17 protein-coding genes are annotated in these 17,998 nt (G+C 43.9%); 8 read left to right on the forward strand and 9 right to left on the reverse strand.

What is annotated here, in order from left to right:
* Positions 1 to 87 precede the first annotated feature (87 nt).
* The 6 genes from adk to ACS8FA_RS24750 all read right to left on the reverse strand — a co-directional run bounded on the left by adk (position 88) and on the right by ACS8FA_RS24750 (position 7,237).
* Positions 88 to 741 carry an adenylate kinase gene (adk, locus tag ACS8FA_RS24725; protein ID WP_179798483.1) on the reverse strand — a complete coding sequence of 218 codons (654 nt, stop codon included), beginning with the start codon at positions 739 to 741 and terminating at the stop codon, positions 88 to 90.
* Positions 742 to 1,081: 340 nt separating this feature from the next.
* On the reverse strand, positions 1,082 to 2,362 hold the full coding sequence (ccmI, locus tag ACS8FA_RS24730; RefSeq protein ID WP_439265320.1) for a c-type cytochrome biogenesis protein CcmI: 1,281 nt from the start codon (positions 2,360 to 2,362) through the stop codon (positions 1,082 to 1,084).
* On the reverse strand, positions 2,359 to 2,916 hold the full coding sequence (locus ACS8FA_RS24735) for a cytochrome c-type biogenesis protein (protein ID WP_439265322.1): 558 nt from the start codon (positions 2,914 to 2,916) through the stop codon (positions 2,359 to 2,361). The genes ccmI and ACS8FA_RS24735 overlap by 4 nt, the downstream gene beginning before the upstream one ends.
* Positions 2,913 to 3,590, reverse strand: coding sequence for a DsbE family thiol:disulfide interchange protein (locus tag ACS8FA_RS24740; protein ID WP_439265324.1), 678 nt, complete (start codon positions 3,588 to 3,590; stop codon positions 2,913 to 2,915). The genes ACS8FA_RS24735 and ACS8FA_RS24740 overlap by 4 nt, the downstream gene beginning before the upstream one ends.
* A gap of 1 nt (position 3,591) precedes the next feature.
* Positions 3,592 to 5,622: a heme lyase CcmF/NrfE family subunit gene (locus ACS8FA_RS24745; protein ID WP_439265326.1), complete on the reverse strand. Its 2,031-nt coding sequence runs from the start codon at positions 5,620 to 5,622 to the stop codon at positions 3,592 to 3,594.
* A 280-nt stretch (positions 5,623 to 5,902) separates the two neighbouring features.
* Entirely contained in the window at positions 5,903 to 7,237 is a 1,335-nt protein-coding gene (locus ACS8FA_RS24750; protein ID WP_101206367.1) for a DUF445 domain-containing protein, read from the reverse strand.
* Between the two features lie 492 nt (positions 7,238 to 7,729).
* Between ACS8FA_RS24750 and mrdA the strand changes: the two genes are divergently transcribed.
* From mrdA to scpB, 8 genes are all read left to right on the forward strand, one after another.
* Complete coding sequence (gene mrdA, locus ACS8FA_RS24755; protein ID WP_439265328.1) at positions 7,730 to 9,715, forward strand: penicillin-binding protein 2; 1,986 nt, start codon at positions 7,730 to 7,732, stop codon at positions 9,713 to 9,715.
* 99 nt (positions 9,716 to 9,814) lie between these two features.
* Positions 9,815 to 10,501 (forward strand): 16S rRNA (guanine(966)-N(2))-methyltransferase RsmD, encoded by a 687-nt coding sequence (gene rsmD / locus ACS8FA_RS24760; protein WP_439265330.1) that lies wholly within the window; start codon positions 9,815 to 9,817, stop codon positions 10,499 to 10,501.
* A 210-nt stretch (positions 10,502 to 10,711) separates the two neighbouring features.
* On the forward strand, positions 10,712 to 11,140 hold the full coding sequence (gene rplM / locus ACS8FA_RS24765; protein ID WP_057761004.1) for a 50S ribosomal protein L13: 429 nt from the start codon (positions 10,712 to 10,714) through the stop codon (positions 11,138 to 11,140).
* Between the two features lie 10 nt (positions 11,141 to 11,150).
* A complete protein-coding gene (gene rpsI / locus ACS8FA_RS24770) occupies positions 11,151 to 11,537 on the forward strand; it encodes a 30S ribosomal protein S9 (protein WP_021813618.1) in 387 nt (128 codons plus the stop codon).
* A 332-nt stretch (positions 11,538 to 11,869) separates the two neighbouring features.
* The gene (locus tag ACS8FA_RS24775) at positions 11,870 to 12,958 is read left to right on the forward strand and encodes an LpxL/LpxP family acyltransferase (protein WP_439265333.1); all 1,089 of its coding nucleotides are present in this window, start codon (positions 11,870 to 11,872) and stop codon (positions 12,956 to 12,958) included.
* A gap of 108 nt (positions 12,959 to 13,066) precedes the next feature.
* The gene (locus tag ACS8FA_RS24780) at positions 13,067 to 14,152 is read left to right on the forward strand and encodes a tryptophan--tRNA ligase (RefSeq protein ID WP_439265335.1); all 1,086 of its coding nucleotides are present in this window, start codon (positions 13,067 to 13,069) and stop codon (positions 14,150 to 14,152) included.
* Positions 14,153 to 14,290: 138 nt separating this feature from the next.
* Positions 14,291 to 15,154 carry a segregation and condensation protein A gene (locus ACS8FA_RS24785; protein WP_439265383.1) on the forward strand — a complete coding sequence of 288 codons (864 nt, stop codon included), beginning with the start codon at positions 14,291 to 14,293 and terminating at the stop codon, positions 15,152 to 15,154.
* 124 nt (positions 15,155 to 15,278) lie between these two features.
* The gene (gene scpB, locus ACS8FA_RS24790) at positions 15,279 to 15,839 is read left to right on the forward strand and encodes an SMC-Scp complex subunit ScpB (RefSeq protein ID WP_439265385.1); all 561 of its coding nucleotides are present in this window, start codon (positions 15,279 to 15,281) and stop codon (positions 15,837 to 15,839) included.
* Positions 15,840 to 15,958: 119 nt separating this feature from the next.
* Here scpB and lolA read toward each other — a convergent pair whose 3' ends face one another.
* From lolA to rplU, 3 genes are all read right to left on the reverse strand, one after another.
* Entirely contained in the window at positions 15,959 to 16,642 is a 684-nt protein-coding gene (lolA, locus tag ACS8FA_RS24795; RefSeq protein WP_185156619.1) for an outer membrane lipoprotein periplasmic chaperone LolA, read from the reverse strand.
* Positions 16,643 to 17,056: 414 nt separating this feature from the next.
* Positions 17,057 to 17,314 carry a 50S ribosomal protein L27 gene (gene rpmA, locus ACS8FA_RS24800; RefSeq protein WP_021813611.1) on the reverse strand — a complete coding sequence of 86 codons (258 nt, stop codon included), beginning with the start codon at positions 17,312 to 17,314 and terminating at the stop codon, positions 17,057 to 17,059.
* A gap of 91 nt (positions 17,315 to 17,405) precedes the next feature.
* A complete protein-coding gene (gene rplU / locus ACS8FA_RS24805; RefSeq protein WP_057761012.1) occupies positions 17,406 to 17,717 on the reverse strand; it encodes a 50S ribosomal protein L21 in 312 nt (103 codons plus the stop codon).
* Positions 17,718 to 17,998 lie beyond the last annotated feature (281 nt).

Consider the following 17,998-nt stretch of genomic DNA (forward strand, 5'->3'; position numbering starts at 1 on the left):
AATTATCAGCCATAAAAAAACCCTGCTATTAAACAGGGTCTTCAACGACTACATCGACTGGCTAAATCAATTAGCTAACCTCGATAGTTAGCCTTTTAGTGCAGACAAAATTTGCTGCTTAACGTCATCGATACCTTGCGTACCATCAAACTTGTCATAGTTAGGCGCATCACCACCTTCTTTAGCTTTGTCTTGGTAAAAACCAACCAATGCTGATGTTTGCTCATGATAAGTAGATAGACGGTCACGAATAGTCGCTTCTTGGTCATCTTCACGCTGGATGAGCGCTTCACCAGTGACGTCATCGATGCCTTCAACCTTTGGTGGATTGTGATCGACATGATAAACACGACCTGAACCTGGATGCTGACGACGGCCAGACAAACGGCTCACGATTTCGTCATCAGGTACGCTGATTTCGATAACATGGTCGATAGCAACATCAGCGTCTGCAAGTGCTTGCGCTTGAGGAATAGTGCGCGGGAAACCATCTAGGATACAACCATTCACACAATCAGGCTTAGCGATACGCTCTTTCACTAGGTTGATAATGAGGTCATCAGAAACCAAACCACCAGCATTCATGATATCTTTGGCTTTTTTGCCAAGCTCGCTACCTTCTTTAATTGCTGCACGTAGCATGTCGCCAGTTGAGATCTGTGGAATATCATATTCTTTAGAAATAAACTGGGCTTGGGTACCTTTACCGGCGCCTGGTGGTCCTAGTAAAATAATACGCATCATTACACGACTCTCCTTAATAGATAGGATTTTGGGATTAATAAAACTCTGGGATTAGTTGTTTGCAAAGCTACCTTACCTTGTAGCCCTGCAAAGCTCAAGTATTTTCATTATTGATGTGATAAGTTGGCATGACTTATCTGTTCATACATGGTCAATTCAAGATAAAAAGTAGCAGCATTGACTGCGTTTAAAATGCCCATTTATATATCTGGGTTACCTTCACTTCATATCTCTTTCAAATTAGAACAATCATAACACTGCTGCTCGCGTCCGTACTGAGCAACAGCGTCTGTATAATAAATACCATTAGCGTCCGGTATTTATCATACTACTATAACTATGGAACTTGCTGATTGATTTCCACGTTGACCTGATTTTGTTCTGCGCTGATAACCACTGGATTGCCCGAGAGGTCGCCTGACTCTGCGGTAGCATTGCCACTATGACTGATACGAGCGATGACCGCTAGCTGTACTTTATCAGAACGAGCCGATCCTAGGGTACGTTCTGGCATCATAGCATCAAGATCACTTAGGCTAATAACTGCTTCGCCTTGTTTGATATTGCTAATTGGTAGACGCTTAGCCGCAAATGGTGGACCACCTTTCACGTCACGTATCGCTACGAATAGCGTATCGTCAGCTTTTACCAAGGGTAACAGACTAGCATTTATTTTGACTGTTACTTCGACGCCTTCAGAGGCTTGCTGCTGCTGCATCACCACATTAGCACTAAGCTCATCTAGACTTGATAGCGCTTGCGTATGATCGCCTGGTTTGGCCGCAATACTGTCACGCAGACGTTTAATCCAGCCTTGCGCTTGATCGAAGTTACTAGCACGAGCCTCACCCATCGCCATAAGCATTTGTGCGCCCTCATGCTCTGGGTTTGTGGCCAGTATGTTTTCTAACACTCGGCGGCTATTGGCATCTAACTGACCCTTATTAGCAAAGAAACTAATCTGCGCATAAGTGGTCGCAATCTCTTCGTTATCAGGTGATAGACGATAAGCGCGCGACAAAGCCTCTAATGCCGAATCAGTCGCCTCTAATGACAAGAACAGCTCCGACAGGCGCATCCAGCGATTGTAGTCACTGGCATGACGATAGACGTTAGTCTGCATGGCACTAATCAGCTGATTACCATCTTCAATTGCCCAAGCCGGTGGCTGATCGATTCTACCTGTCAGTAAGTCATCTGCCACTTGGCCGACTTTGTCCTCAGCAGCCCACAGCTCAAATACAGGTGTGCGATCACCGACCATCAGATACGCCATAGCAGTCAATACAGGCACCCAAACCATAATAATCAATCGGTTTTTGATACCTGGCGTAACCATCGGTGACACTTCACGCTGAGCATCCAAAAGCTGACGTTCAAGCTCAAGCTTCTGGTTTTGATAGTGATGGTCATCAATGATACCACTGTCTTTGTCTGTTTTCAGCTCTGCTAGTCGCTCACGAAACACAGCAACGTTGATATCCAGCAGTTGATTGTCCACAGGCATGCTATGCGAACGCGGTGCTCTTAACCACGGCTTAATGGTGATAACACCCAATAAAAGAGCGACAAGTAAACTTAGCGCAATAAATAAGCCAACAGTAGAAAATATGGTCATTTTTTGCCCCCAAGGCTCGTAGTGTCGTCTTTGTCATCGTTATTGGCTCGTGACAATAAGCGATCAAGTTCTGCTTTTTCAGCGGCAGACAACGCTTTGACGTGGTTGTCTACTGCCACACCACTCTCGCCGCTGGCGACAAGCTGACGGCGTTTACTTTGCCAAAACCAGCCGACCAATAAAATAATCAATAATAACGGTGGGAAAAACCATAAAATCCATGTTGAAGGACGTACTGGCGGCTTATAACTGATAAAGTCGCCATAGCGCTCTTGCATATAGGCTCGAATCTCGCCATCACTACGTCCATCTTTTATCAAATCATAGGTTTTTTGCTTTAAGTCTTGAGCAATGGGTGCATCAGACCCTGCCAAGTTTTGGTTTTGACATTTCGGGCAGCGTAGCTCTTCAATGAGACCCCGATACTGGGCTTCTTGTTGCACAGAATCAAAATCGTAGACATCAATGGCAGCAAAGCTTGCCATACTCAATAGACAAGCGATAAACAAGCTTGCTAACTTTATGGTCGCCTTTCTTATTTGGTAGGCTATCATTTGCACGCCTCCGCAACTTGGCTCGAATCTGGACTGACACCATTATTACTAGCGTCATTGAGTACCATCAAGCAAGGCGTAATACGACTTTGCCAATTGCTCTCATTAATCTCACCGATGATATGCTGACGAATAATCCCATCACCATCGACGATGAAAGTCTCAGGCGCACCAGTCAGACCCAAATCTAGAGCAAACTGTCCTGACAAGTCTTGAATAGACATAGAGAACGGGTCACCACCGCGATTCAGATACCCTAACGCATCCCCAATATCATCTTTGTAGTTTACGCCCACCAAGTTAACACCGCGCTCTTCTAGCTTCATCAAAAAAGGATGCTCAATGATACAAGTTGGACACCAAGAGCCCCAGATATTCATGAGGAATGGCTTATCTGGCAAGTTGTCATTGGTCATGATACGACTGGTATCTGATAACAATGGCAACTCAAAGGCAGGTACTGGACGCTCAAGCGCCGTATTGGTCACGATATCAGTCGGTTTGCCCAGACGCATATAGAGCATAGCGACCAAACCAATAAAGATAACCAGCGGAATCAAAAACCCAATTTTCAGTTTTTTCTTAGTTTTTACTTTATTGCTGCTTGGCGTTTTAATCTTGTTTACAGATTTTTGCTGAGCTTTTTTATCAGGTTCATTGTTTGAGGTAGTCATACTAACGCTCCCCTATCTTTGTAGCTGACGTATCCAAATCTGCAACCGTCGCAAAGCCTGATTTTTTGGCCGCGATTTGCGCAGGTGTTTTGGTTTTTTTGATACGGTAACGATTGTCTAGCATACTGAGCAATGCGCCAAACGCCATGATAAGCGCGCCCAACCATATCCAGCGGATAAGCGGTTTGACATAGATACGGAAAGCCCATTCATTGCTATCTTCAGCAATCGGCTCACCAAGTGCTACGTACACATCACGCATCAGATTGGCATCAATCGCAGCCTCCGTCATCGGCATCATACTGATAATATAGTTACGTTTTTCAGGATATAACGTGGTCACTTCTTGACCGTCTTTACTGACTGTTACTTCTGCTTGCGTAGCGTCAAAGTTACTGCCTTTTACTTCACTAAAGCCTTTCACCGTAAAGTCATAGCCTTGTACATTGACACTGTCATTGGGCCCTAATGCTACGTCGCGCTCAATGCTCAACGTACTGGTAAATGCCACACCGATCACTGCAATGATAACGCCAATATGAGCGGTCTGTTGACCCCAATAACTTAGACGCAACTGACGTAAGCCGTTTAAGCGACTTGGTGCATTTTTAGTCTTGTCTTTGAAATCAACAACCATCCATAACAACACCCAAAAGCTCACAGCCAATGTGACACCGATATTTAACATCGCTGATGGACTGGTGAAATAGGTGATAATAGCGGCTAATACCAAACTGCTCACCGCGATAACCATGCCAGCACCCAATAACGGGCGGCTGTCTTGTTTCCAGCGGATATTAGAGCCCATACCCATCGCCACCAGTAGTAGCCATGTCAACGGCACAAATAGAGCGTTAAAGTATGGAGGGCCAACAGATACCTGACCTAAATTAAAGGCATCAGCAATAATAGGATATAGCGTACCAAGTAGTACGACTAAGGTTGAAATTAGAATAATGACGTTGTTAATTACCAAAAATGATTCACGTGAGATAAGTCGATACTGACTCTCGACCGTCAAACGCCAGCCACGTACCGCAAACATCAACAGACCACCGCCGACGATAATACCGAGGATGACTAGAATCACTAGACCACGCGTTGGATCAGCGGCAAATGAATGCACTGACGTGATGACACCTGAACGTACTAAGAACGTACCAAGCAAGCTAAGCGCAAAAGCAAAGATTGCGAGCATAATCGTCCATGCTTTAAATACACCGCGTTTTTCGGTGACAGCAAGCGAATGCAGTAGCGCCGTTCCTGCCAACCACGGCATTAATGATGCGTTCTCTACTGGATCCCAGAACCACCAACCGCCCCAGCCAAGCTCATAATAAGCCCACCATGAGCCAAGCGCGATACCGACTGTTAAGAACCCCCAAGCAGCCAATGCCCATGGACGCGACCAACGTGTCCATACCGCATCCAAACGCCCTTCCCACAGTGCTGCCATACAAAACGCAAATGGCACAACCATACCCACATAGCCCATATAAAGCATCGGCGGGTGAATAATCAAACCAAAATCTTGCAATACAGGATTTAGATCCGCGCCATCAACAGGTAGATTGGGTAACGTACGATCAAATGGCGATGAGGTAAAGATAAGCATCGCCAGCATCATCATCTGCACGCCTGCTAGTATCACCAGCACTCGCGCACGCATAGACAACGGCAACCCACGACTGAAGTAAGAGACCAACGCACACCAAGTGGCCATGATGGTCATCCAAAGCAGCAGCGAGCCTTCATGCCCGCCCCATGTCGCCGACAGCTTGTAGTACCAAGGCAGCAATGTATTGGAGTGCTGAGTGACGTAGACGAGACTAAAGTCGTTATAATAAAAGCCTGCCATCAGCGCAGCAAATGAGGTAATCATTGCCGCAAATTGTGCCCATGCCAGACTTGGCGCCAAACGCTGCCAAGCGACGTGGTCACGCATGACGCCAATGGTTGGTAGTACCACCTGCAAAATCGCCAATATAAAAGCGGCCAGCAAGACAAAATAACCCAATTCTGTGATTAACATACGGTCTAACCTTGTTTACCTTGGATACAATTAAGGGTTCACCGATGGCATTGCTAGCCACTGGCAAACGCTAATAGTCCTTTATGCGGTCATAGTTTACGGTTAAAAACTGAGGTTTCAATTGCTGTAGAAGCACATAAAACCCGCTACTATCATTGTGACGTATCAATATGAATGATTGATACAAAATGCTTATCTGTTGTTAATTTTACATTTTTTAGTTATTCAAAGCTTATTCAATACAGCCGTTCATGACTAATTAAAAATACTTATTGATGCATTACTGCATCGAGGGGAAAAATACTAACACTAAATGCAACCAACCTGCTAGAAAACCGGTCAAACCGCCCAAAACAATCAACGTCATCTCATCCTCACGGAAAGCTGGACGCAATAGATTCTGAAACTCATTTGGCGTAAGCGCACGTATTCTATCGCGAAACAGACCAAATATCTTACTGGCTCGACTTTCATTTAGCTCAGGATCTCGCAGTGGTACCATTGTTGCGACAATAGACTTGTCGATAATGGTATTTTTGAGTTGTCCATAATCACGGCGACCCAATCCCACACGTAATGTCGTACTAATCACTGGTGACTCTAGCACCGTATATAGATGCGATTTCATCAAATCACGGGTTTGCGCTGAGCGATCGCCATACATCATTTCATTCATGATGTTTTCTAAAGTGACCAAATCCTTTACCACAATTTCAGCAAAAACCTCAGAAACTTCCTCTTGGCGCTTCATGAAGCCGCCTTGCAAACGATACTTTGCGATATGCGGTATGACGGGTTTGATAAATGGAAAGCGACTCTGCACCGTAAACAACTTCAAATAAGGTATAAAGTGCGGCTCTACTGGATTAAATACCATCCAAATGGCAATCCAATTGGTGAGAAAACCCCAAATCGCGGCAAAGAACGGTACGGTCCAATGCTGCGGCACTACCAAAAATATAAACATCTGGATAATACCAAATACCAGACCAATCAAAGCACTGATGTGCCAGATAAAGTCGATCTCTTTTTGTCCGACCTTTAGAAACATATTGACCATCAAACGACGATCATTTTCCATGGTATTGACAATCATTTTACGCATATCGACCAAGTCTTCGACATGATAAGTCAAATCTGTCACAAGCGACTGCATAATACTAGGCAGCTCTTTATGGGCTTGCGCATAGACACGGCGCTTTAGGGCGTAAGGTAGATTGCCCCACAATGCTGGCGAGTGATCCAGCATAATCTCATCAATCAATGGCTCAAGGTTTTTGTCTACCGTATCAGTGACAAATATCGCCATTTGCTCAGGTTCCATCGCCTTAAAAAACTCATCAAGCGAACCGAGTTTTGAGAGCGTCTGGTCAACGATAACCCCTGATATCTTGCCCGCTTTGCGCGGAACAATACCTTGCCAACCGATACCTGGCAGCCCAAAAAATGGGAAGTTAGGAATACGAATACCCCAAAACTTGACCGGATAAAACAGCATCTTGAGCGCCATCCACACATGTACCCAAGTGACGAATGCCGTCACTGGTGGGATGGTCAGCATGGCAAAAAACTCTGGGTGTTCAGCTATCGTCTGCCATAATGAATTTACGTCCATGACTTATCTAGTCCCTGACAGGTTGATTGTCGTTGCTAATATCGTCGCTACTGATAACGAGACTTTAGCAAAATGAGAACGTTTCAAAAGACGCTCCGCCCATAATAACTACTATAAAATAAATCGCCTGATTTTAGCATACTTGCCATTTATTAGCACATATCGACCAGCGGCAAGTTGTGACTAAAGATGACATGGTTCATATCGTCTGTTAACCAACAAAACCTGAATATAAGCCAGTTCTTGGCTATCAGATAACCAGAACAAAATATATGACTGAGTACTGCGCCTGCTCATTTGTTCTGTTATAATTTGTAGTGAAATAACAAAGACTACCTGCGTATAAATGACTGCATGACGATTTCACACCATACCCTTCTATGTAATTGAAACCATTTGCATTATCTTTTAGACTCACCGCACTTTGGTTAACCAACCTGCCCTCTTATTTTTCTTTTATTGACTCACTGACCGTTTGGGCTCTGATCTTCTATGAATAAACCGATAACTCCCAATACTGAACAGGCCAACAGCACCTTTACCAATCGTATTATCATCTTTGGGATTATAATATTGATTGGCTTGGGCGGTTTGATAACACGCTATGGGTATTTGCAAGTCTACGCTCATGATCAGTACACAACGCAAGCCGATAACAACCGTATCAAACTGATATCTGCGCCGCCTAGTCGTGGGTATATCTATGATCGTAACGGGGTAATACTGGCAGACAATCAGCCAGTCTTTACAGCGATGCTCAGCCCCGATGAGGTGGAAAATCCTGAGCGTACGTTGCATCTGCTTGCGCCGATTTTTGATTTAACCGATACAGATATTACTGATATCTTGGCGCGTCTAAGTAAAAATAAAAACGACCCTGTAACCATCAAGATTGATTTAACAGAAGCACAGTTGGCTCAGTTTAGCGAGCGTAAGCCATTCTTCCGCGGGGTTTCTATCCAAAGCAAGCTTACGCGCTCTTATCCTTATGACGAGCTGTTTGCCCATGTCATCGGCTATGTCGGGCGTATCAACGACAAAGAGTCAAAGCGTATTGATAAAGACCGTTACGCTGGTACTGACTTGATTGGTAAGATTGGTATTGAAGACTACTACGAAGATATTTTGCTTGGGCAACCGGGTTATCAATCGGTAGAAACAGACGCACATGGCAATATTTTGCGTCAACTGGATACCAAGCCGCCGATAGCGGGTAACGATATTACGTTGAGCTTGGATTATGGTCTGCAAACCATCGCCCAGCAGCAACTCGATGGACGCCGCGGTGCAATCGTTGCGATAGACCCAAAAAACGGTGACGTCTTGGCATTTGTTAGTAATCCAAGCTACGACCCTAACCCTTTTATATCAGGTATTTCTTTTAAAGATTACGACGATCTGCGCGAAGATTTAGATCAGCCCTTGTATAACCGTGCACTCCAAGGTACCTACCCACCTGGCTCTACTATCAAGCCATTTGAAGGGTTGGGCGGTATTCATTATGGTCTACGCGATTGGAACAGCACTATCTATGACCCTGGTTATTTTAGCTTACCTGGTGATACGCATCGATTCCGCGACTGGAAACGTGGCGGTCATGGCACGGTAGATCTAAAAAAATCTATCGCGATGTCGGTCGATACTTACTATTATAAATTGGCTTATGAGATGGGCATCCAACGTCTGCACGATTGGATGGTGCGTTTTGGTTTTGGTGAAGATACTGGTATTGATTTGCCTAATGAAAAATCAGGTATTATGCCATCACCAAAATGGAAAAAAGACACTTACGATAAAGATTGGCTACCGGGCGAAACGATCTCGGTCAGTATTGGACAAGGGTATTTCTTGGCAACGCCATTACAGATTGCGAATGCTACAGCCATGACTGCCAGTAAAGGACAGCACATTACCCCGCATTTATTAAAGAGCAGTGACGGTGCCGCGGACGTCAAAATCATCACTAAGCCAGATGGCAAAATAGACTACAACGGTAAGCCGTCTGACTGGTTGCGTATGCATGATGCGATGGAAAGCGTGGTAGAAAACGGTACGGGACGCGGCATTTATACCCCGCGCTATCGTATCGCTGGTAAAACAGGTACTGCACAGGTGAAATCTATCGCGCAGGGCAAACGCTATGACAAGTCAGCAATCGATAAGCGCCACTGGGATCATGCTTGGTTTAATGGTTTTGCGCCAGTAGAAGATCCGCAGATTGCCCTTGCGGTATTGGTCGAGAATGGCGGCGGTGGTAGTGCTGTTGCCGCACCTATTGGCCGTGCTCTATTTGATTACTGGGTATTACAACGTAAAACAGATCCTGTGCTGCCACCTTCTGCTGATGAGCTAAAAGTTATTAAACGCCAAAAGGCTTTTGAAAAAGCGATGCGTGATGCCATTCGAGATAAAGAAGCAAAAGCACTGGAAGAGAAAGAAGCCGCGGAAGCTGAAGCGGCAGCAGCGACATCTGAGTAACTAGACGTTTAAGTACTTAATAGTATAAAAAGCAAAACCTAGCAAAGAAAAGCCTAGTAAAGTAAAACCTAGCAAAGAATTGGTAAGCGAGACACAATAATGAAAAAAGCCTCAAATGGACGCGCACCAAAGAATAACCGTAAGGCGAAAAATGCGGCAGCGGGTGATGTGCGCATCATTGGCGGTCAGTTTAAGCGCCGTATTGTAAGTTTCATCGATGCAGATGGCCTGCGCCCGACCCCAGATCGCTTGCGGGAGACTTTATTTAACTGGCTACTCGCTGACATTCATGACGCCCATGTACTCGATAGCTGTGCTGGCAGTGGCGTACTGGGGTTTGAAGCGCTATCTCGCGGTGCGGCCCATACGACATTTATAGAAATCAACCCAGTACAAAGCAACATGCTACGTCAGAGTGCTGAGCAATTACGTCTTGGGGCTGCTGCTTATCAAATCATTACTGGTACTGCTGAGCAAGTACTGCGTCAAGAGCATCTGACGGCGCGGCCCTTTGACATTGTATTTATCGATCCACCTTATGCTCAGGATTTATGGCAGCCTATTTTGACTGCGCTTATTACCAATGCCTTAATAAATACTGAAACATTAATTTATTTAGAAGCTGATAAAGATTTGTCAGCACAGCTTAAGCAGTTGGAAGCGTCGCTAAATGAGAATTTAGACCCTCAATCAAGCATCACTCAGCAACCAATTGCTTTTGAATGCTTAAAACAAACCAAAGTCGGACAAGTTGTCGCTGGACTTTATCGTCTATCATCGTCATAATTGTCGGGTTAATGAAAGCCGTTAACGTATTTTACAAATGTTTAGAACCGCTAAAAACTGGCCGACGCTGCAGTTTAATGTATATAAGGCGAAAATAAACCCCAATGCAGCTTGCAAGCGTAGGCGCTACTGCTTATAATGTGCAGTCTGTTTTTTGAGAGCCCCGTTCCCAGCTAAACTCTCAACGAATTCTAATTTTAAGGTTTTATCATGAAAACACTTAGTGCAAAACCAGCTGAAGTGACCCATGACTGGTATGTCGTAGATGCTGACGGCAAAACCCTTGGTCGCTTAGCCACTCAAATCGCAACTCGCTTACGTGGCAAGCACAAGCCTTCTTTTACTCCGCACGTTGATACTGGTGACTTTATTGTTGTCATCAATGCTGACAAAATCACGGTAACGGGTAAAAAAGCACAAGACAAAAAGTACTATCGTCACAGTGGCTACCCAGGTGGTATTAAAGAAACCAACTTCAATAAGTTGCTTGCACATAAGCCTGAAGATGTTCTACACAAAGCAGTTAAGGGTATGCTTCCAAAGGGCCCTCTTGGCTATGCGATGATCAAGAAGCTGAAACTTTATGCGGGTACTGATCATCCACATACTGCACAGCAACCTAAAGAACTAGACATCTAAGGATATACTTATGGAACGCAATTACGGAACTGGTCGCCGCAAGACGTCTACTGCTCGTGTATTTTTATCAAAAGGTACTGGTAGTATCGTTGTTAACGGTAAGCCACTTGATGAATACTTCAGCCGTGAAACTTCACGCATGGTTGTACGTCAGCCATTAGAACTACTAGACTCTGCTAACGCATATGACTTATATGTAACTGTTGCAGGCGGTGGTATTAGTGGTCAAGCTGGCGCAATCCGCCACGGCATCACACGTGCATTAATCGAAGCTGACGAAACTTTGAAACCTGCCCTAAAAGCAGCTGGTTTTGTTACTCGTGATTCACGTCAAGTTGAACGTAAGAAACTGGGTCTACGTAAAGCACGTAAACGTCCACAGTTCTCAAAACGTTAATCAAAACTCTCTCTTATCTTTTTGCTGCTGTTGTCTTTTTCTCAGAGCTTCAGTGGCAAAGTTAAATAAGAGTCTGGTTTTGCAAAACCTTATAAGCTGGTCACAGCTTATAAGGTTTTTTTATGCCTACTGATAGCGTGTTGGTTATCTGACTGACTTAATCAAACCAGCTTTATTTTATGGTGATAATCAACACGAGCACCTTGTTTCGACACTACAAAGTAGAGCGTCTGTAGAAATTCTAACTTGCAAAGCATTACACGCTACCCCATCATATCAGTAACTTTTTATTATTTGCCATGATGCCTCAAACCGTGCTGCAGAAGGATATTATGAAAGCGCCAGAACAATTTGACCCTAGCAAACCATCTGCCAATAGCAGCGTGTCGCCTAGCATGAAACAGTCGGCTAAGTCGCCTGCGATACCGGCTGGCACACCGACAATTACTCAAAATCATAAGCGTACAGCGCAAGCAGATAACAAGCCATTTCAGTGGCAGTTTTTATCACCCAAGAATTGGGGCATCTGGCTGTTATTTTTGATAATACTACCAATGATATATCTGCCGTTACGCTGGCAATTTTGGCTAGGACGTAAGCTCGGTATATTGATTTTTAAAGTTGCTGGCTCACGTAGACGCGATACATTAATCAACTTGAAGTTGGCATTTCCAGAAAAGCCTGAAGCTGAACGTGAATTAATGGCCAAGCAAGTCTTTGTCAATCAAGGCATTGGTGTGTTTGAAACGTTATGCGCTTGGTTCAGGCCAAATATATTTACTAGAACTGTTTCCATTTCGGGGTTACAGCATATTGTTAATGCGCAAAATGAGCAGCGACCAGTTATCCTGCTAGGTGCACATTATACGATGCTAGATTTGGGTGGCCTATTATGTGCGCAGTTTTTCCCTGTAGATTGTATGTACCGTACGCAAAACAACCCATTATTAGACTGGTTTATTTATAATGGTCGTACCAATATTTTTGGTAAGCAAATCTCTAGTCGTGATATGCGTAGTTTAGTTACCTCTATCAAAGCGGGACACGTCATTTGGTATTCTCCTGATCAAGACTATGGTCTCAAGCAAGGTGTTATGGCGCCATTCTTCGGTGTACCTGCTGCGACGATTACTGCATCGCGTCGCATGGCAAAACTGGGTAGCAAAGCAAAGCCGCCAGCTGTCATGGCACTGCATACTTATCGACAAACGCCTGACAATTTGCCGCGTGGTAAACGCCCACACTATCATTTAACAATTACACCAGAATTAGACAACTACCCAAGTAAAGATGAAGTCGCTGATGCCACTCGGGTCAATAAAGTCTTAGAAGGACTCATTCGTATTGATCCCACTCAGTGGATGTGGTTCCATCGCCGCTTCAAACATGGGCCAAACGGTCGTACTGATATCTATAAGTAAGCCTTTATTCCCAAAAATACTGGTGAAGTTTGCTATACTTCGCGGCTAATATTTTGCATTTTAGCTATGCACTGATAATAATTTGATAAACAAAATAACGGATTTTCCATGAGCAATAACAGTACTCCTGACAACCAAGCTTCTGATACTTCAACCGAAGCCAAGCGCATCTTGACTGGTATCAAACCAACTGGTATTCCACACTTGGGTAACTATGTTGGTGCGATTCGTCCAGCGATTGAGTCTATTCAAAATAGTGACCATGAAGCGTTTTTCTTTTTGGCAGACTACCATGGGATTATCGGTTGCTATGACCCTGCTATCATTCACGAATCGACTAGAGCCATTGCAGCCACGTGGATTGCTTGTGGTCTAGACCCAGAGCGTGTGACATTCTACCGTCAGTCAGACGTACCTGAAATTCCAGAGCTTGCTTGGATTTTGAACTGCTCATGTGCCAAAGGTTTGATGAACCGCGCCCATGCCTATAAAGCAGCCGTTGATATCAATACAGAGAAAGCCGATGTCGATCCTGATCAAGGTGTCACCATGGGTCTGTTTGGTTATCCAGTGCTAATGGCGGCTGATATTTTGATGTTTAATGCGACCCACGTGCCTGTTGGTCGTGACCAAGTGCAGCATATCGAGATGGCGCGTGATATCGCAGGTACTTTTAATCATCGTTATAAATCGCTTTTTACGCTACCGTCCGCAGTCGTTGATAACGATATACCGCTGCTTACTGGGCTTGATGGCCGCAAAATGAGTAAGAGCTATAGCAATACGATTCCCCTCTTCGGTGAGCCAAATCCACAAGTCAGTCCTGAAAAACAAATGCATAAAGCCATCATGAAGATCGTGACTAACTCACAGTTACCTGATGAGCCAAAAGATCCAGATGACTCAGCTATCTTTGAGATTTATAAAGCATTTGCGACCCCTGAAGAGATTGCTGATATGCGTGCGCGTTATGCCGCTGGTATTGGCTGGGGTGACGCTAAGCAAGCTCTGTTTGATAAGATTAATGACGAAATCGCGCCATTCCGTGCACGTTATGAAGAGCTGATGGCCAATCCAAAAGAGCTAGAAGAAATCTTGCAGATGGGTGCAAATAAAGCCCGTCGTCATAGTCGTAAGCAACTAGATAAGGCTCGCCGTGCTATCGGTATCCGCCCGCTTGCTAAGCTTAAATAATCGTTGCTGGAATAGTCGTTTCACTGGCGCAATTTATTATTAAAGCGGGTGCTAAACGTGCAAACTGAACCGAACACCAAACAGGCGGCTTTATCTAAAGTCGCCTTATCTGCTATGGCTGCTTCAACCTCCGAGCCTATGGACAATCAGAGCGATCATAATGAATCAGTCAACCATGATATGTCGCTACGCATCTATCAAACGCCTGTGCAGCATTTGCCAGAAGACCTGTATGTACCACCGCAAGCATTTGCTATTTGGTTAGAGCAATTTGCTGGTCCATTGGATTTCCTGTTGTATTTGGTCAAAAAAAACAACGTCGATCTGACCCAAATGCCTATTCTGCCCATCACTGAGCAGTACTTAGCTTATATCGGTGAATTGGATACCGAGCACTTTGAGCTAGCGGGTGATTATCTGCTTATGGCATCAACGCTCATCGCTATCAAAACCGAACTGCTATTACCTGCCCCTGATACCGCAACCGATGAGCGTGACCCAAAAGCAGAACTGATCGAACGCCTCGAAGAATACGCGCAAATCAAAGTGGTCAGTCAGCGCCTAGACAATCTAGTACGCTTGGAGCGCGATGTGTTTTTGGCCATGGTTAGTATGCCTGGTCAAGACGTTATGAATGCGGAACTGCCAAGCTACTCACCTAACTTGCTGATTGATAGTTTATTTAAAATGCAACTACAGCCCGACTATCAAATGCATACGATCAAAGTTGATGCAGTACCACTTGCCGATCGTATTGCCAGTATTAGCAGGCAATTAAGTACGGATGGCGCGCGCTCTTTTTATGAGCTACTGGATAAAGCACAAGGTAAAATAGGCGTGGTCGTGAGTTTCGTCGCCGTACTTGAGCTTATAAAGCGGCAGTTAGTTGGTGTGGTTAACATTGAGACAGATAGCGATAACGTCAATTCTGTTTCCAATAGTTCTGATCAGACTAATATGAATAATGAATCCACAAATCTCACATTACAGTGGTTAGCCTAGTAGGCTCTAAGACTGTCTCATAGCCCATTCTCTATCAAAATCACAATATTGAAATAAGAGCATACTTTAGATGGTAGATATTGAAGACCCAAAGCAACATGACGAAACCCAAGAATCAACAACTATGACTACATCACCATCAGCTGAAGCGCAGCATGATTCTTTGGAAGAGATGAGTAAACGTATTGAGGTGCTGCTGCATGCCTCAGAGGCACCACTGACCGCTCACGCGTTAAAAAAACATTTGTCATTATCTACTAAAGAATTAAAGCAAACCTTGGAAGTGCTGCAACAACGCTTAGATACAGGTGTGCTTAGGCTACATGAGACCGCCAGCGGTTATCGTTTACAGATATCTGATGACTATAGCAGTCTAATTCAGCGTATTTTTCCGCAGCGTCAAGAACGCCTGAGCCAAGCCCTACTTGAAACCCTAAGTGTCATTGCATACAAGCAACCTGTGACGCGTAGTGATATCGAGCATGTGCGCGGAGTAACATTATCGAGCAATATACTGCGCCAGCTGTTTGATAAAGGATGGATTGTGGAGAAAGGCTTTAAAGATACTCTAGGCCGTCCTGCGTTACTCCATACTACTGCGCAGTTTTTAGATGCGTTTGGATTAAGCCATCTGGATGAACTACCACCTATGCCAGATATGGAAGCCATACGAGCCATGTCTTAAATTTTCTGCTGAACAAACTATAGTTACTCACATAAAAAGGACAGACCGCATAGGATCTGTCCTTTTTATTACGTTGCTAATTTTGAACTGATATCAAAACCTAGCAACACATCATTTAATTACTGATTAATCACATCAACACCTTTTGGTGGTGTAAATTTAAACTGACTGCTACCAATACTTGGGTTCATCTTAATACCGCTAAACTTGATAGAGGTTGTCTGTCCCAAGGTATCATTCAATACCATCATGACAGGTTTGCCACCACTAAAGCTTATTGAAAGACTTTTGAAACTTGCACTGTCTGACTTAGGATAGAGTACATAGTAGTTCTTGTTGTCATATGGCTGAGTGATCTTGAAGTTTTGATCAATCTTGCTTGGATCACCTGACAGTAGCAAGGCTGGTGTATTACCTACTTGACTGTCAACATTCTGCTTAGTCGCTTGCTCTAAATCCTTGTCATAAACCCACATAGAGTTACCATTAGCAACGATCAGTTGCTCTGATGGTGACTTGGTTTCCCAGCGGAAGTTATTTGGACGTTGGACACTCATAGAGCCTTTAAACGTACCACTGCTCGCACCTTTGGTCGTTTGACTAAAATTAGCCGTCATACTCTTGGTATTGGTCAGCAATTTGTTCAAACGTTTAGCAGCTGTTAGGTTGTCAGCAGGAGCTGCGGTAGCCGTTTGAGTCAATGCCATCATTGGCGCTGCGATACCTAGCGATGTCATTAATACACCTGCTAAAGCCCCACTCATCATTTTTTGTTTGGTTGATTTTTTCGTAGATAAGTTCATCATAAATCCTCTCTAAAAAAGCATAATCGCTTTAAAGTTGTCGCTAAAAATAAAATGTTCTATTGAAATTTTTGTTTTCTATAAGTACTGATTTTACCAAGCTAAAGCTGGTAACCATCAGCAATGGCAACAGTGTGCCAGTTTTTTTATTACGCGCCTAGTCATGATTTGCAATCTTTACTACGGCTGCCATACACGCTTGTAACCAATACAGTTACACGGTAAAAGTTTGCATTTAGAATTTTTAGCTACAGTCATTACGCTAATAGTGGCTTTAAAGATATCGCTTAGAAGAATTATCATTGTCTTACGGTACCCTGCAAACATAAAAAGCCCCTACTACCATAAGGCAGTAAGGGCTTTTTTAATTATCTTATCATTTTATTCAACGAATAAAACGATCTAAATAGATAATTATGCGTTTTCAACCGTAACATAACGACGGTTAAATTTACCTTTGGTCGCAAACTTTACAACACCGTCATTCAGTGCAAATAAAGTATGGTCACGACCCATGCCAACGCCTTCGCCTGCGTGGAATTCTGTACCACGTTGACGAACGATGATGTTACCAGCTGTGATAGCTTGGCCACCAAAGATTTTTACGCCTAGCATTTTTGGGTTTGAATCACGACCGTTACGGCTCGAACCGGCAGCTTTTTTATGTGCCATGAGAAAATCTCCTTGTTAATTTGACTTATCGCTGATGCGATAACTCTTAAGCATTTAGTGCGCTATTTAGCAATAATTGCTAAATGAATAATTAGGCATTAATCGCTTTGATTTTTAACAAGGTGTACCATTGGCGGTGACCTTGTTCTTTATGATAATGCTTACGACGGTTGTGCTTGATGATACGGATTTTTTCGCCGCGACCATGCTCAACAACTTCAACTTCTACGCTAGCGCCGTCAACAACAGGCTGACCGATTTTGACGTTATCGCCGTCAACAACCATCAACACGTCTTCAAATTTGATTGTTTCGCCTTTTTCTGCTTTTAGTAGTTCAACTTTAAGCAACTCATCGACGACTACACGGTGTTGTTTACCACCAGTTTTGATTACTGCGTACATTGTATGACTCCGTTTAACCCGTGTGCCGTGGCTGATGTTATACCAACGCTTTTACGACGAACACGACAGGGAAAAATTAAAGGCAAGATTTTACGGCTTTTTGCTCATAAAAGCAAGCCGCGCCTCTTGTTTTTGCAAGGTGGTTACACTAATGACCATCTCTCGTTTTGCTATAACTGCTGCTCATCAAGGAAAGTCAATAAATGACAATACGAATATAAACATGAGGAATAGTAATAATAAGTGATAGATTAAGCCCAACAGCGGCCATTATAACTTAT

Origin of the sequence: Psychrobacter sp. 1Y1, assembly GCF_051847395.2 — a bacterium.
GTDB lineage: Bacteria > Pseudomonadota > Gammaproteobacteria > Pseudomonadales > Moraxellaceae > Psychrobacter.

Excerpts from the sequence above, each read along its gene's own strand:
- adk (WP_179798483.1), bottom strand. The coding sequence starts at position 741 with ATGCGTATTATTTTACTAGGACCACCAGGCGCCGGTAAAGGTACCCAA.
- ccmI (WP_439265320.1), bottom strand. The coding sequence starts at position 2,362 with ATGACCATATTTTCTACTGTTGGCTTATTTATTGCGCTAAGTTTACTT.
- ACS8FA_RS24735 (WP_439265322.1), bottom strand. The coding sequence starts at position 2,916 with ATGATAGCCTACCAAATAAGAAAGGCGACCATAAAGTTAGCAAGCTTG.
- ACS8FA_RS24740 (WP_439265324.1), bottom strand. The coding sequence starts at position 3,590 with ATGACTACCTCAAACAATGAACCTGATAAAAAAGCTCAGCAAAAATCT.
- ACS8FA_RS24745 (WP_439265326.1), bottom strand. The coding sequence starts at position 5,622 with ATGTTAATCACAGAATTGGGTTATTTTGTCTTGCTGGCCGCTTTTATA.
- ACS8FA_RS24750 (WP_101206367.1), bottom strand. The coding sequence starts at position 7,237 with ATGGACGTAAATTCATTATGGCAGACGATAGCTGAACACCCAGAGTTT.
- mrdA (WP_439265328.1), top strand. The coding sequence starts at position 7,730 with ATGAATAAACCGATAACTCCCAATACTGAACAGGCCAACAGCACCTTT.
- rsmD (WP_439265330.1), top strand. The coding sequence starts at position 9,815 with ATGAAAAAAGCCTCAAATGGACGCGCACCAAAGAATAACCGTAAGGCG.
- rplM (WP_057761004.1), top strand. The coding sequence starts at position 10,712 with ATGAAAACACTTAGTGCAAAACCAGCTGAAGTGACCCATGACTGGTAT.
- rpsI (WP_021813618.1), top strand. The coding sequence starts at position 11,151 with ATGGAACGCAATTACGGAACTGGTCGCCGCAAGACGTCTACTGCTCGT.
- ACS8FA_RS24775 (WP_439265333.1), top strand. The coding sequence starts at position 11,870 with ATGAAAGCGCCAGAACAATTTGACCCTAGCAAACCATCTGCCAATAGC.
- ACS8FA_RS24780 (WP_439265335.1), top strand. The coding sequence starts at position 13,067 with ATGAGCAATAACAGTACTCCTGACAACCAAGCTTCTGATACTTCAACC.
- ACS8FA_RS24785 (WP_439265383.1), top strand. The coding sequence starts at position 14,291 with ATGGACAATCAGAGCGATCATAATGAATCAGTCAACCATGATATGTCG.
- scpB (WP_439265385.1), top strand. The coding sequence starts at position 15,279 with ATGACTACATCACCATCAGCTGAAGCGCAGCATGATTCTTTGGAAGAG.
- lolA (WP_185156619.1), bottom strand. The coding sequence starts at position 16,642 with ATGAACTTATCTACGAAAAAATCAACCAAACAAAAAATGATGAGTGGG.
- rpmA (WP_021813611.1), bottom strand. The coding sequence starts at position 17,314 with ATGGCACATAAAAAAGCTGCCGGTTCGAGCCGTAACGGTCGTGATTCA.
- rplU (WP_057761012.1), bottom strand. The coding sequence starts at position 17,717 with ATGTACGCAGTAATCAAAACTGGTGGTAAACAACACCGTGTAGTCGTC.